The sequence below is a fragment of the Pandoraea norimbergensis genome (assembly GCF_001465545.3).
In the GTDB taxonomy this organism is placed as follows: Bacteria; Pseudomonadota; Gammaproteobacteria; order Burkholderiales; family Burkholderiaceae; genus Pandoraea; species Pandoraea norimbergensis.
On sequence record NZ_CP013480.3, the window covers coordinates 3,726,676 to 3,741,113 of the forward strand.

Here is a 14,438-nt window from a genome sequence, read left to right on the forward strand (position 1 = left end):
TTAGAACGCTCCGAACAGCTTGAGGGCCACGGCCAGCGTCAGCACGAGCGACACGACCACGACGACCACTGCCGAGTTCTTGCCGCCTTCCTTGCTCACGGCGTCGTGATTGAAGTCCATGCGCAGGTGGCGCACGCCAGCACAGAAGTGCTGCAGGAAACCCCACGACAGCGCAAGGATGACGAGCTTGGCAAACCAGTTGGAGGCGATGCTTCGCAGAACGTCGAAGCTGAGTTCCGACGTGAGGCTCTGTTCGAACAAATACAGCGCGAACGGCAACAGAAGGAACAAGATCACACCGCTAATACGGTGCAGGATAGACACGATACCAGCCAGCGGGAGACGGTACGTGACAATCTGTCCGATACCGATATTCCTGTAGACTGGCCGCTCTTTTTTTACCACTTCAGCCATGCTAGACCCCATGTAGTTACATCAGCCCCGGATTTTAGCGCCGTTTCTAGTGCGATGCACCATCACGGTTCCCAATGATCCGGAAATTCCTGCCAACGGCGCACGACACGCCGCCCCTCATGCCTCCAGTCATCAGGTATCTGCCGGCCACGACGCCAACCGATACCCTCGACCGCCCTACCCTCTCAACTTAATTCGTTCTGGTAATGATGTTCCGTGGTGACATACCAGCCCCGGCGCACTTCCACCGGTTTATCCCCGTAAGTGTAGGAGACGCGCTCCACACTCAACAGCGGGAAGCCCTTCGGCACCTTCAACAGATCCGCCGTCGCGTCGTCCGCGGCCACCGCGCGAACTTTTTCCACGGCGCGAATCATGCGCGTGCCGAATTCGGCTTCGAAGAGACCATACATCGGCCCCTTGTATTCATTGAGTTTTTCCGCCGTCAGGCCGCGAAACAGCGTGCCCGGCAGCCAGATTTCGTCGAGCACCGTCGGACGGTCCGAGAAATCCATCATGCGGCGAATCAGAATCACCCCGTCGCCGGCGCGCAAGTCGAGCTGACGTGCGATTTCGGCCGGTGCGCGCATACGGCGGCACTCGATCAGACGGCTGGGCGGATGGTGTTGTTCGCCCGAATCGGGCGCGAGACGCAAAAACCGGAACTGCACCCGGTCTTCGTGGTGCGTGGCGACAAACGTGCCGCGCCCCTGACGGCGCACGAGCAGGTTTTCGGCGGCAAGCTCATCGATGGCTTTGCGCACCGTCCCCTGACTGACCTTGTAGCGGCCTGCCAGATCGACTTCACTCGGAATGATTTCGCCGGGTTTCCATTCGCCGGCTTGAAGGCTCTGTGTAATGAGCCCCTTGATCTGCTGGTACAGCGGGCTGAACGTCGGCGACGCGCCTGCCGCAGCCACGCCAGATGGCGCTTGAGGAGCCGGTGCGGCGTCACGCGCGCTGTCCGGCCGCTGCTGGGCATCGACAGGCGGCGTGGTGTTGGATGTGTCGCGAACGTTCGCATTCATGGCGGGGATTTGACCACAAATCAAGACCTTCGTCCATCGAATAACAGCAATAATCCTATGTCTTATATAAGACATAAGATAGAGTTGACATTCAGTGTGGCCACTCCTACACTGACGCGGGCTAACAGGGGCCTGCGCAGCCGCAATATGGCTATCTTATAAGAGAGTCCGGCGCTTCGCACGCGTCGATGGCAGCACACCCCGCAGCCCGCAAGCTTCCGTAGGTCAAGGAATTTTAGAAGCTTCATGTGACGCGGCGCTGTCAGCCTGGCAAAAAGCCACCCGGACGGCGAGCTTATCTTGAGCTTCGCAGGAATTTGTACACGTCTGGAGAGATTCTCATGGCAAAACCCGCAATGCGTGTCGCCGTCACCGGCGCCGCTGGTCAAATCGGCTACTCCCTGCTGTTCCGCATCGCCAATGGCGACATGCTCGGCAAGGATCAGCCCGTCATCCTGCAACTGCTCGACCTCCCGCAAGCTCAAGCCGCCGTCAAGGGCGTCGTGATGGAGCTCGAAGACTGCGCTTTCCCGCTGCTCGCCGGCGTGGTGGTGACCGACGACCCGAAGGTCGCCTTCAAGGATGCTGACGTCGCACTGCTGGTCGGTGCCCGTCCGCGCTCGAAGGGCATGGAACGCAAGGACCTGCTCGAAGCCAACGGCGCTATCTTCACGGTGCAAGGCAAGGCCCTGGACGAAGTCGCCAAGCGCGACGTCAAGGTGCTCGTGGTCGGCAACCCGGCCAACACGAACGCCTACATCGCCATGAAGTCGGCCCCGAACCTGCCGAAGGAAAACTTCACCGCGATGCTGCGTCTGGACCACAACCGTGCCCTGTCGCAAATCGCCGCCAAGACTGGCAAGCCGGTCGCCAGCATCGAAAAGCTGGCCGTGTGGGGCAACCACTCGCCGACGATGTACGCCGACTACCGCTTCGCCACGATCGACGGCCAGAACGTGAAGGCCCTGATCAACGACGACGTGTGGAACAACGACGTGTTCCTGCCGACCGTCGGCAAGCGCGGCGCTGCCATCATCGAAGCCCGTGGTCTGTCGTCGGCCGCTTCGGCTGCCAACGCTGCCATCGACCACATCCATGACTGGGTGCTCGGCACGAACGGCAAGTGGGTCACGATGGGTATTCCGTCGGACGGCTCGTACGGTATTCCGGAAGACGTCATCTACGGCGTGCCGGTCACCTGCGAAAACGGCAAGTACAAGCGTGTGGAAGGCCTCGAGATCGATGCCTACTCGCGCGAAAAGATGAACTTCACGCTCAAGGAACTCGAAGAAGAGCGTGCAGGCGTCGCACATCTGCTGGGCTAATCCCCTCGGAGACCTCGGCCCTCTGCGATGTCACAAGCATCGCGAGGGGCCGAAACAGCGCCGGCGGCTTACCCCCATGCCGGTGCTGCCCCCCTCGGGTCGAGGGATTGTCTTGAACCGACAAGAAAAACCGCAGTCACAAAGTTTCGCGCATCTCCACGCGCCCTCGTTTGGCGCATAAGATAGCGACTCTGAGAGCGAATTTTTGGCCAAGCGAATGCAAATCCTCAATGCCGCCGCAAGCCTGCCGCACCCAACCCCGGGCGCCGGCACGCCGATGACAGCTACGGATTCACCGGATTTACCGGACTCATCGCCTTCTACGTCCGCCCTGCCCGCCCTGCGTTCGTTTCGCCAAACATCCTCTGCCCGTCGCAGCCCGGTCCCACGCGACACCCAACCCCGCACTGCAACATATTCATCAGCGACGCCGGTCCGTACCGCCGCCGCCCGCTGCGCTTGCCTGTCCGGAAATGAAAAAATTTGTATGGTGACGACGAACTACGCGAACTTCGTACGATAATCTGCGCTTTCGTTTTCTTACCGACTGGAGACTCACCATGAAGAAGCTTTGCCTGACCGCACTGGTCGCCCTGTGTTCCGCTGCCATGGTGCCGGCTGCGTTTGCCGCCGATGCGTCCACCACGACGACCAAGAAGGCTGCCCCGAAGAAGAAGGCGCCGGCGAAGAAGAAAGCCGCGGTGGCTGCGGCGCCGGCACAACCGGATGAAGGCTCGGAACTCTGGAGCTGCAAAGAGAACAACAAGCTGTACATCAAGGGCGACATGAAGCGCGACCAGATTCTGACGATGTTCTGGGAAGGCCGGAATTACAAGCTGCCGCGTCAGGTGACGACGACGGGCGCTGACCGCTTCTTCGACGCCGCCAGCGGTCTCGACCTGATCGTGATCCCGACCAAGGCGATGCTCTTCACGCACCGCGAAGGCGGCAGCCGTCTGGCCGACGAGTGCATGACGCAAGCGATGTCCGATCAGAACAAGCTGGCCCCGACGCAGTCGGTGGAACTGCTGAAGTAAGACGTCTCCGGCCACGAGAGACGCATGCAGCACCAGCCACTTTCCTGTCACACCGTAATTACGCTGTACCGGCGCGCCCGCGGGCACACTCCCCTGTGCCCGCACGACGCCGGCCCCCACTAAAAGCATCAACACCGCTTCGTTTTTCTGTATCACTCAAGGAAAGATCATGGCCCACAACCTCCACAAAACGCTTAAAGAGTTCAAACTCGGCGGCGACAAGAAAGGCAAGTTCTACTCGCTGCCCCAACTGGGCAAAGCCCTGGGAGTGAATGTCGAACGCCTGCCGGTGTCGATCCGTATCGTGCTCGAGTCCGTGCTGCGCAATTGCGACGGCAAGAAAGTGACCGAAGAGCACGTCAAGCAGCTCGCCAACTGGAAGCCGAACGCCGATCGCACCGACGAAATCCCGTTCGTCGTAGCGCGCGTCGTGCTGCAAGACTTTACCGGCGTGCCGCTGCTGGCCGACCTGGCCGCCATGCGTAACGTCGCCGAGCGTCAGGGCAAGAACCCGAAGCGCATCGAGCCGCTGGTGCCGGTGGATCTGGTGGTCGATCACTCGGTCCAGATCGATCACTTCCGCGAGAAGAAAGCGCTCGACCTGAACATGAAACTGGAATTCCAGCGCAACAACGAGCGCTACCAGTTCATGAAGTGGGGCATGCAGGCGTTCGACACGTTCGGTGTCGTGCAGCCGGGCTACGGCATCGTGCACCAGGTGAACCTGGAGTATCTGGCACGTGGCGTGCATAAGAAGGACAACGTGTTCTATCCGGACACCCTCGTCGGTACCGATAGCCACACGACCATGATCAACGGCATTGGCGTGGTGGGCTGGGGCGTGGGCGGCATTGAAGCCGAAGCCGGCATGCTCGGCCAGCCGGTGTACTTCCTGACGCCGGACGTCGTCGGCGTGGAACTGACGGGCCGCCTGCGCGAAGGCGTGACGGCAACCGACCTGGTGCTCACGATCACCGAAATGCTGCGTCGCGAGAAGGTCGTCGGCAAGTTCGTCGAATTCTTCGGCGAAGGCACGGCCAGCCTGGCGCTGCCGGACCGCGCAACGATCGCCAACATGGCCCCGGAATACGGCGCCACGATGGGCTTCTTCCCGGTCGACGAAAAGACCATCGACTACTTCGAAGGCACGGGCCGCACGAAGGCCGAGATCGATGCGTTCGCATCGTACTTCAAGGCCCAGAAGCTGTTCGGTATTCCGAAGTCGAACGAGATCGACTACACGAAGACGGTCAAGCTGGATCTGGGCTCCGTGGCCCCGTCGCTGGCTGGCCCGAAGCGTCCGCAAGACCGTATCGAAATCGGTCATGTGAAAACGACGTTCGCCGACCTGTTCACGAAGCCGACCGCAGAAAACGGCTTCAACAAGACGACTGAACAACTCGAAACGACGTACCAGACGGCCAGCGGCATCGACGTGAAGAACGGCGATGTGCTGATTGCTGCCATCACGTCGTGCACGAACACGTCGAACCCGAGCGTGCTGCTCGCCGCCGGCCTGCTGGCCAAGAAGGCGGTGGAAGCCGGCCTGAAGGTCGCCCCGCACATCAAGACGTCGCTCGCCCCGGGAAGCCGTGTGGTGACCGAGTACCTCGAAGCGGCCGGCCTGCTGCCGTACCTCGAGAAGCTCGGCTTCGGCGTGACGGCTTACGGCTGCACGACCTGTATCGGTAACGCCGGCGATCTGACGGCGGAACTGAACGAAACGATCACGAAGAACGACATGGTCGCCTCGGCCGTGCTCTCGGGTAACCGTAACTTCGAAGCGCGTATTCACCCGAACATCCGCGCCAACTTCCTGGCCTCGCCGCCGCTGGTCGTCGCTTACGCGATCGCCGGCAACGTGACGCGCGACCTGATGACCGAGCCGGTCGGCAAGGGCAAGGGCGGCAAGGAGATCTTCCTCGGCGACATCTGGCCGACCAGCGACGAAATCCACAAGCTGATGAAGTTCGCGATGAACGCGAAGGTGTTCAAGACCAACTACGACTCGGTGAAGACGCCGAGCCCGCTGTGGGCCAAGATCAAGGGTTCGAAGGGCGAGGTCTACAACTGGCCGACCTCGACGTACATTGCCGAACCGCCGTTCTTCGACGGTTTCGCCATGGACCCGAACACCGACATCAAGCCGGTGAACGGTGCGCGCGCCCTGGGCGTGTTTGGTGACTCGGTCACGACCGACCACATCAGCCCGGCAGGGTCGATCAAGGAAACGTCGCCGGCCGGTAAGTGGCTGCTGGAGAACGGCGTGCTGAAGGCCGACTTCAACAGCTACGGTTCGCGCCGTGGTAACCACGAAGTGATGATGCGCGGCACGTTCGCCAACGTGCGTATCAAGAACCTGATGATCCCGGCCAAGGAAGACGGTTCGCGCGTCGAAGGCGGTCTGACGATTCACCAGCCGAGCGGCGAACAACTGTCGATTTACGACGCCGCGATGAAGTATGTCGGCGAAGGCACCCCGACGGTCGTGTTCGGCGGCGAAGAGTACGGCACGGGCTCGTCCCGTGACTGGGCCGCCAAGGGCACGCAACTGCTCGGCGTGAAGGCTGTGATCACGCGCTCGTTCGAACGTATCCACCGCTCGAATCTGGTCGGTATGGGCGTTCTGCCCCTGCAATTCAAGGGCTCGGACAGCGTGCAATCGCTCGGCATCACGGGCGAAGAAACGTACGATATCGAAGGTCTGACGGCCGATATCAAGCCGCAACAGGACGTCACGCTGGTGATCCATCGCAAGAACGGCGAAACGCAAAAGGTGCAAGTCCTGCTGCGTATCGACACGCCGATCGAAGTGGATTACTACAAGCACGGCGGTATCCTGCCGTTCGTGCTGCGTCAGTTGCTCGCAGCGGCTTAAGTGGCTGCATAAGCCGTTACGGCGACTTGCAACACTTGGGCTGACGGGAGACGCCTCGGCGTCTTCCGTCTCCCAATGAAACCCGGCTTCGGCCGGGTTTTGTCGTTTATGGGCTCGGCGCACGCCCCCTTGTCATGTCCGAAAATGACTAGCAGCACCTCCGCCTCGCGCGTAGAGTGACAGCCATACTCTCGTACCCCCGCTGGGGCACCCCACCATGACGCTTGATCCCGAAGTCTGCTACAAAGCCGTCTCCGCCCGCGACCGCCGCTTCGACGGGTGGTTCTTTGTCGGCGTGTCCTCGACCGGCATTTACTGCCGGCCGGTGTGCAACGTGCGCACGCCGCGCTTCGAGAACTGTTCGTTCTACGGCAGCGCCGCCGGTGCGGAAAAAGCCGGCTTCCGGCCGTGCCTGAAATGCCGCCCGGAACTCGCGCCCGGCGTCGCCCGCTTCGATGCCACCCGCGAACTGGCCGACGCAGCCGCCGCCATGATCGACGAAGGCTTCCTTAATCGTGCCGACCTGCCCGCCCTCGCCGCCCGCATCGGCATCACGGAGCGCCACCTGCGCCGCATCTTTGCCGACGAGTTCGGCGTCTCGCCGGTCGAATACGCCCAGACGCAGCGCCTGCTGCTCGCCAAGCGGCTGCTGACCGATACGGCACTCCCCGTCACGGAAGTGGCACTCGCGTCCGGCTTCGGCAGCGTGAGGCGCTTTAACGGCCTGTTCAAGACGCGCTATGGCTTTGCCCCCGGACGCCTGCGCCAGACCGCCCGTCACGCCGCGATTCCCGAGGGCGATCTTGTCTTTCAACTCGCCTATCGTCCGCCCTTCGCGTGGGATGCACTGCTCGACTTCCTCGGCAATCGCGCCATCGAAGGCGTTGAACTAAGCGACGGCAACACCTACACACGCACGCTGCGCATCGAACGCGAAGACGGTCAGACGCTCGTCGGCTGGTGTCGGATCACCCCGCTGCCCGATCGCCACGCCCTTCAGGTAACGTTGCCCCCGTCCCTCGCCGGGTGCGTGCCGCAAGTGCTCGGCAAGCTTCGCCATCTCTTCGACCTCGGCGCCCGCCCCGACATCATCGACGCGCATCTCGGCGCCCTCGCCGTACCGACCCCGGGGCTTCGCGTGCCCGGTGCGGTCGATGGCTTCGAGATCGCGGTGCGCGCCATCGTCGGCCAACAGATCACAGTCAAAGGCGCCCGGCGCCTGCTGGGACGGCTGGCGCAACGCTTCGGCACGCCGCTGGCCACCCCCGTCGACGGCTTGACGCATACGTTTCCGAGCGCCGCACAAATGCTCGCGGTCCCTGTCGACTCGGTCGGCGAAGCCGGTATCATTCGCAGTCGTATCGCCGCAATTCACGGGGTCGCGCAGGCCATCGTCGATGGCGGGCTTCGTCTGGACCCGCTGGCCCCACTTGAGGCCACGGTGAAGGCGCTTCTTGCCATCAAAGGCATCGGGCCATGGACGGCGCAGTACATCGCGATGCGAGCCCTGGGCTCGCCCGACGCCATCCCGGTCGACGATCTGGTGCTGCGTCAGGCCTTGGGGGTGCCCGATGGGCGCGCAGTCGCCGAACGCACGGCGCAGTGGGCCCCGTGGCGGGCTTACGCGGCGCTGCACGTCTGGCGTGCTGCGGCGCAAGGACCGGCAGGGTTGCCGGTCGTCACATTGCAGGAGATTTGTGTATGACGCGCGTTACCACGCTTTACGAAGCCATTTACGACAGCCCGCTCGGCGAAATGCTGCTGGTCTCGAATGGGGACGCCCTCACCGGGGTCTACTTCTCTCGTCAGAAGTACTGTCCTGACGACGACGCGCAGCGCCGCGACGGTGCCGATGTGGCCGTGCTCAACGATGCGAAGCGTCAACTCAACGAGTACTTTCACGAAGGACGTCACACGTTCACGTTGGCACTGGCCCCCGAAGGCACGCCGTTCCAGCAACAAGTCTGGGCGGAGTTGTGCCGCATTCCCTTCGGTGAGACACGCAGCTACGGCGATCTCGCCCATGCGCTCGGCGATGCGAACAAATCGCGCGCGGTCGGTGCCGCCAATGGCCGGAATCCGATAACGATCATCGTGCCGTGTCATCGGGTGATCGGCGCAGATGGCACGCTCACGGGCTACGCCAGCGGCGTGGAGCGCAAGCTCGCGTTGCTCTCGCTGGAAGGGGCCGCGTTGGCCGCCGTCGACACCGCAGCCGGCACAAAACGCAGCGCCGCCACGGCCCGCACGCGGCTTTCCGCCCCGGCCAATCTCGCTTTCGACTTCTGACGACTGACTTCGGCGGGGGCATTGGCTGCGCCCCCCCCACGCCGAAGATGTCACCCGCGGGCACCGCAAAGTGCCCCGTATTCACGCGAATACCTTGCCTTGCCGGCAACCGTCCCCTCAATCGCGTTGCCGCATGCCGTACAATCGTGAGTTCATGTGTTTCTGCTTTGCACGACTATGCGCCCACGCACCGCCAAAAGACTGACCCCCGACGCTGAAAAGCTGGTCGGCCACGCGCTTGCGCTGGCTGCCTCAGGCAGCCGTATCGAAGACCGTTTTTGGGAAGCCCAACTCGACACGCTGCTCACGCGCGTGCTGCGCACCGGCAACCAACCGGCCATCGATGCCGCGCTCGACCATCTGCAAGCCAATCACAGCGAGGCCTACGGTGCCCTCGCCGATCTGATCGAATCGCAAAGCGAATCGGCCGAACCGGAAGCCGACGGCAAGGATTGGGACGGCCTGCTCATCGCGATCCCGATTCTCGCCTGGACGCGCTACGCGATTCCCTCAGGCCCGGTGAAGGACGACGCCCTGATGCCGATTCGCGCGCACCTGCACGCCCATGTGCTGGCCGACGCGGCCCGCGTATCGATCTCGCCGTATCTCTACAGCATCGACCAACTGCCGCGCACGCACTGCGAGTCGTGGAAGGTCACGCAACAACTCGTGCGCGCCGCCGTCGACAACGCGGAAGTGAAGCATCCGGGCAACGACCTGCCGGAGACAGCCCCGATTCTCGCCGACCCGCGTTTCCTGCTCGCTGCGGTCGTCGTGGCCAAGGGCGCGCCGATGTTCCGCTGGCAGGAAGAGGACGCCCGTCACGCCGAGCGCGGTCAATGTCAGGAGGCGTGGACCGCACAAGGCGGCCCGAATCTGAACGCGCTGCTGCCGGGCTGCGAGATCGAATGCCTGCTGCCCGACGCGTACTACGCCAGTTGCCGCGAGGCTGACGAACGCATTCGTCCGCACACGATTCGCACGGCCCTGCGCTACCTCGAAGACGTGCTCACGCTCACGCCGACCGAGTTGCGGGCCGTGGTCGCCGGCTTCGGCGAACAGAACATCGACGAGTACCGCATTGGCTTCACGCAACGCGGCAGCAACGACGTGATTTACGGCGTCGTGTGGCCGTTGTACGGCCGTGAAAACGGTGAAGTCGAAGGCGGCACGCTCGACGAAGTGACCGACCTGCTGAAAGCCTGCGGCGTGACGGAAATTCGCAAGCACCCGGGACGCTTCGACCCCGAGTATTGCGACGATTGCGGCGTGCCGCTGTATCCGGACCCGGTCGGTGAAGTCGTACACGCCGAAATGCCGGAAGACGCCGAACCGAGCCGCCCGCACTTCCACTAACGCCAATGTGCGCCACATGCGCACAACCACGGCGGTAAAACAAAGGCCATGCGCTCATCACGCATGGCCTTTGTTATTGCAACGGCCCACTCATGCGGCCTCCGTGTTCGTGACGCCTCACTGCCCTGTCGGTGATGCGCCCGGCAACGTCGCCACGCAACGATGCAGCGCATGCCCCGACGCCAGATATTTGCGTTCGAACGGCGTGACGGGCGTCTCGGGGCTCCACACTTCCACCGCAGGCTTCACGCCCGAGAGCCACTCGACGGCCAGTGCGAACTCCTCGACGTACACATCCCAATTGCTGCGACATTCCAGCACGCCACCGAGTGCAACGATCGCCGGGAACACCGCATGACCCTGCCAGCGACGAGCGAGTTGTCCGATCTTCGGCCACGGGTTGGGATACAGGATGTAATGGCGCGCAGGATGAATATCGGCGGCCAGCAACTGCCGCCAGAAGTCGATGAGATCGGCGCGCACCCACACGAAATTCTCGGGCCAGACGTCGCCCCACCAATCTTTGCCGCGCACGATCCGACTCTCCGACTGGTCGATACCGATGACGAAGTGATCTGGGAATTGCGTCGCGAGGTGCAGCGTACTCTCGCCGACGCCGCAACCCGCATCGATGATGAGCGGTGGAGAACCCACCGAGCGCCAGACGGCAATCGCCTTGTCGAAAGCGGCCGCGCTATAGGCTGCGAGCGGCTTGCGAAACGTGGCATCACGGTGTCGCGCCACCAGCTCGGCGAGCTTGTCATGCGGGCCGGGCTGCGCGCTGGCGACGGTGCGGGAATTAGCAAACATGCGACGAAGAGCAGAAAGAAAAACGAGCGGAATGCATCGGCGTAAAACGAAACGAACGCGGAAACCAGCGAGCAGCGCGATCACCGATCGTGCAAGTCTTCGCCGAAATACGATGTCCCGTCACAGCACCAAACGCGAAATACACGCGGAAAAACCGCCGGTATTCGAGCGATTGCGCGGCACACATCGATGCCACAATCGCGGTCCTTTGCGAAAGACCATCGCCGGAATTTCCCGGCATGACCGCAGCACTTACCCACCATTGGCAGCGAGTGCAATCGCGCGAAACACGGACAAGATGGCGAGCATTGTAGCGCGCCGTAACTTTCAAGCTTCGGCGAAACACGCGGGCGCGCCCCGTCCGAAGGGCGTCGGCGACTTTTTTTCGGTTAAGATTGAACTCGCTTTCGCCGTTGTCTTTCAAATAGCGGCTAAGCCCTTTCACGAGCGTCGCGCGTGCAGAACTCACTGAATGAGTCATCGCGCAGTCGCATTGCTCCGCAGCGTTGTGCGTCCATGTGCCGGTGAGTGGCATGTCGTCAGGTTCCGCCCAAACGCCCCCGAGAATACATCTAGCAATGTCGAATCGATTTCTTCAACGCGCCGCAGGCGTGGTCATGCGAGCCGTGCGCCAAGTCGCCGGTCTCGCAGCCATCGCTGCGCCGCTGTGTCTGTCGGCCCTGCCGACACCGGCACAAGCCTTTACGCTCGAACAGCACCGTGCGCTGGTCGAGCAATTCGTCAACACCCGTCATGCCGACCCGCTGGTGGCCGATTGCGCCGCCCATGCGAGTTTTGTCGTCGCGACGTTGCCCGGTTACGAGAGTGTCGACTATGGCGACACCGCGCTCGACCCGGAGCATGCGAAAGTCGAGCCGTGGAACGGCCCGTTCGATGATCGCAAGCAACGTGTGGATGTGACGCAGATGGTGCAGCTCGATGGTGTGGGCAAGCGCACGAACGGCCAGACGGACAACATCCACATTCGTTGTGGTTATGCCGATGGCCGCATGATGGGCTTCGACTACACGTCGCCGCTGCCGCAGGTCGAACAACCGGTCAAACGTGCCGCCCGCAATACGCGCGGCACGCGAGGCAATGCGGCACACGCCACCGGTAAGTCGAGCGGCAAGAAGAGTACTGCGGCCAAGTCGTCGGGGACCAAATCGACGGCGAAGTCGACAGCAAAGTCGGGTACCGCCAAGAAGAGCACGACGACGGCCAAGAAGAAGACGACGAACTGATGGCAGCCGATGCCGTCACGCCATTGCGGTGTGACGGCATTGTCGTCAGATCAAACCGTCTGGGCCTTGTCGGCCTGCATCTGCGACCCGATGGCCGCAAGCATCGACGCGCCCAGCGCTGCGCTGCGCGCGCCGCTCCAGCCCACGTTGGCATCGGGGCGATTGGCGTTGTCCTTGAACGGCATCTCCAGCGTCAGCGAGAGGCAGTCGAAACGGCGTGCGACCCACTTCGAAGCCAGCTTGAGCGACTCCGCCGCGTGCTTGCCCGGCGGATACCCGAACTTGTCCTGAAAATCGAGACTCGCGGCCTTGAAGCGTTCGATGTACGCGCGCTCACGGGCCAGCATCGCCTCGCTCGCGCCTTCCACGCCCTCGTTACCCGCGACAAACACATACGGCAGCGCTTCATCGCCGTGAATGTCGAAGAACATGTCGCAGCCCGTCGCCTCGATGGCGGCACGCACGTGAAACACTTCCGGGCTGCGCGTCAGGTCGGGTTCGAGCCATTCGCGATTCAGGTTCGCCCCGGCCGCATTGGTGCGCAGATTGCCACGCGCCGACCCATCGGGATTCATGTTCGGCACGATGTGGAATACAGCCTCTGCCAGCAACGCCTTAGCGAGCGGATCGCCCGCCCAGTCGCCTGCGCCCAGCAAGCGGCGCATCAGGCCTTCCACGAACCACTCGGCCATCGTCTCGCCCGGATGCTGCCGCGCAATGACCCAGATATTGCGCTTGCCGTCGCCGGGTTCGCCAACCGTCAGCAACGTCATGTCGCGGCCGTCGATGGTGGCGCCCAGCGAGCGCGAACGCACCAGCGCCGAGTTCTGCGCCGTACCGAGCAACGCCAGATGGCGCTCCTCGGCGTACGGCTCGAAGTACGCCAGATAGACGCTGTCGTGCGACGGCGTGAACGACACGGTCATCGCGCGGCCGTCATACGTGGTCGGCACGCGGAACCACGTCACGCGGTCATACGACGCCACCGCGCGATAGTCCTGCCAGCCGCGCGGATACGACGTTTCACTCGCGTTGTCGAAGACGATCCGGCACGGCGTACCGGCCACCCCTTGCACGCGAAAATGAAACCACTGTGAGAACTCGGCCGCGTTGTCTTGCGGAATGCGCACATGAATGTCGTCGGCGCGCTCGGCGCTCACCACGTGGATGGCGCCGCTATCGAACGTGCTGCTGATGAATACGGTCATGACTCGCCTCGCTGGCTGCAATGAAAAACCCCGGGACGCGGCCCGGGGCTAAAGGTAAGTGCGCGTCAGGCCACGCGACGGCGGAACACCCACAGCGCGTCGTTCGACACGCTGTCGTCGAAGGCGTAACCCTCGCTATCGAAGGCCTTGAGTTGCTGCACATCGGTCACGCCCTGCTCGATGGCATAACGCGCCATCAGACCGCGTGCCCGCTTGGCGTAGAAACTGATGATCTTGTACTTGCCGCCCTTCCAGTCTTCGAACACCGGCGTGATGACCGGCGCGGCGACCAGCCGGCGCTTGATCACGCGGAAATATTCTTCCGAGGCCAGATTCACCAGCACACGGCGCGTTTCCGGGTGCTCGGTGAGCGACGTATTGATCGTGTCCGTTACGCGCTCGCCCCAGAACGCATACAGGTCGCGGCCACGCTTGTTGGCAAAGCGCGTGCCCATTTCAAGCCGGTACGGTTGCAGCAGATCGAGCGGACGCAGTACACCGTACAGCCCCGAGAGAATGCGCAGATGGCGCTGGGCAAATTCGAGTTGCGGCGCGCTCAACGTGCGGGCGGACAGCCCTTCGTAGACGTCGCCGTTAAAGGCGAGCACGGCCTGCTTGGCATTCGAGGTATCGAAACGGGGCGTCCAGTCGGCGTAGCGCGTGGCGTTCAGCGCGGCGAGCTGGTCGGAGATGCTCATCAGCGAGCCAACCTGTGCCGGGCTCAGGGCGCGCAGGCCGTCGATCAGTTCGGCGGCCTCGTCGACGAATTGCGGCACGGTGTGCGTGCTCACGTGCGGGGGTGTTTCGTAGTCGAGCGATTTGGCCGGCGAGAGAACAATTATCATAGGG

The 14,438-nt window shown here is 62.8% G+C and carries 13 protein-coding genes; 7 read left to right on the top strand and 6 right to left on the bottom strand.

Translation table 11 applies throughout. The annotated features are described in order from the left end of the window. Complete coding sequence (sdhC, locus tag AT302_RS16335; protein ID WP_058379330.1) at positions 1-414, bottom strand: succinate dehydrogenase, cytochrome b556 subunit; 414 nt, start codon at positions 412-414, stop codon at positions 1-3. Between the two features lie 185 nt (positions 415-599). Continuing rightward, the gene (locus AT302_RS16340) at positions 600-1,451 is read right to left on the bottom strand and encodes a GntR family transcriptional regulator (protein WP_407668851.1); all 852 of its coding nucleotides are present in this window, start codon (positions 1,449-1,451) and stop codon (positions 600-602) included. 332 nt (positions 1,452-1,783) lie between these two features. Here AT302_RS16340 and AT302_RS16345 point away from each other — a divergent pair, with 332 nt between their 5' ends. The 6 genes from AT302_RS16345 to AT302_RS16370 all read left to right on the top strand — a co-directional run bounded on the left by AT302_RS16345 (position 1,784) and on the right by AT302_RS16370 (position 10,327). Further along, on the top strand, positions 1,784-2,767 hold the full coding sequence (locus tag AT302_RS16345; protein ID WP_058379332.1) for a malate dehydrogenase: 984 nt from the start codon (positions 1,784-1,786) through the stop codon (positions 2,765-2,767). Between the two features lie 560 nt (positions 2,768-3,327). Next, positions 3,328-3,804 (top strand): hypothetical protein, encoded by a 477-nt coding sequence (locus AT302_RS16350; protein WP_058379333.1) that lies wholly within the window; start codon positions 3,328-3,330, stop codon positions 3,802-3,804. Between the two features lie 169 nt (positions 3,805-3,973). Then, positions 3,974-6,682: an aconitate hydratase AcnA gene (gene acnA / locus AT302_RS16355; RefSeq protein ID WP_058379334.1), complete on the top strand. Its 2,709-nt coding sequence runs from the start codon at positions 3,974-3,976 to the stop codon at positions 6,680-6,682. A 217-nt stretch (positions 6,683-6,899) separates the two neighbouring features. After that, positions 6,900-8,387, top strand: coding sequence for a DNA-3-methyladenine glycosylase 2 family protein (locus AT302_RS16360; RefSeq protein WP_058379335.1), 1,488 nt, complete (start codon positions 6,900-6,902; stop codon positions 8,385-8,387). Next, positions 8,384-8,971, top strand: coding sequence for a methylated-DNA--[protein]-cysteine S-methyltransferase (locus AT302_RS16365; RefSeq protein WP_058379336.1), 588 nt, complete (start codon positions 8,384-8,386; stop codon positions 8,969-8,971). The genes AT302_RS16360 and AT302_RS16365 overlap by 4 nt, the downstream gene beginning before the upstream one ends. Before the next feature lie 177 nt (positions 8,972-9,148). Beyond that, entirely contained in the window at positions 9,149-10,327 is a 1,179-nt protein-coding gene (locus AT302_RS16370) for a DUF2863 family protein (RefSeq protein ID WP_058379337.1), read from the top strand. 117 nt (positions 10,328-10,444) lie between these two features. On the opposite strand, the gene trmB is transcribed toward AT302_RS16370, so the two are convergent. Further along, the gene (gene trmB, locus AT302_RS16375; RefSeq protein WP_058379338.1) at positions 10,445-11,137 is read right to left on the bottom strand and encodes a tRNA (guanine(46)-N(7))-methyltransferase TrmB; all 693 of its coding nucleotides are present in this window, start codon (positions 11,135-11,137) and stop codon (positions 10,445-10,447) included. Continuing rightward, positions 11,127-11,672, bottom strand: a complete 546-nt coding sequence (locus tag AT302_RS27650; RefSeq protein WP_157125808.1) for a hypothetical protein — start codon at positions 11,670-11,672, stop codon at positions 11,127-11,129. The genes trmB and AT302_RS27650 overlap by 11 nt, the downstream gene beginning before the upstream one ends. A 43-nt stretch (positions 11,673-11,715) precedes the next feature. Between AT302_RS27650 and AT302_RS16380 the strand changes: the two genes are divergently transcribed. Beyond that, complete coding sequence (locus AT302_RS16380; RefSeq protein ID WP_058379339.1) at positions 11,716-12,381, top strand: BspC domain-containing protein; 666 nt, start codon at positions 11,716-11,718, stop codon at positions 12,379-12,381. Between the two features lie 50 nt (positions 12,382-12,431). On the opposite strand, the gene AT302_RS16385 is transcribed toward AT302_RS16380, so the two are convergent. Together AT302_RS16385 and yaaA are read right to left on the bottom strand one after the other, a co-directional pair. Next, entirely contained in the window at positions 12,432-13,589 is a 1,158-nt protein-coding gene (locus AT302_RS16385; RefSeq protein ID WP_058379340.1) for a M14 family metallopeptidase, read from the bottom strand. Positions 13,590-13,654: 65 nt separating this feature from the next. Next, positions 13,655-14,434: a peroxide stress protein YaaA gene (yaaA, locus tag AT302_RS16390; protein WP_058379341.1), complete on the bottom strand. Its 780-nt coding sequence runs from the start codon at positions 14,432-14,434 to the stop codon at positions 13,655-13,657. Positions 14,435-14,438: the final 4 nt, after the last annotated feature.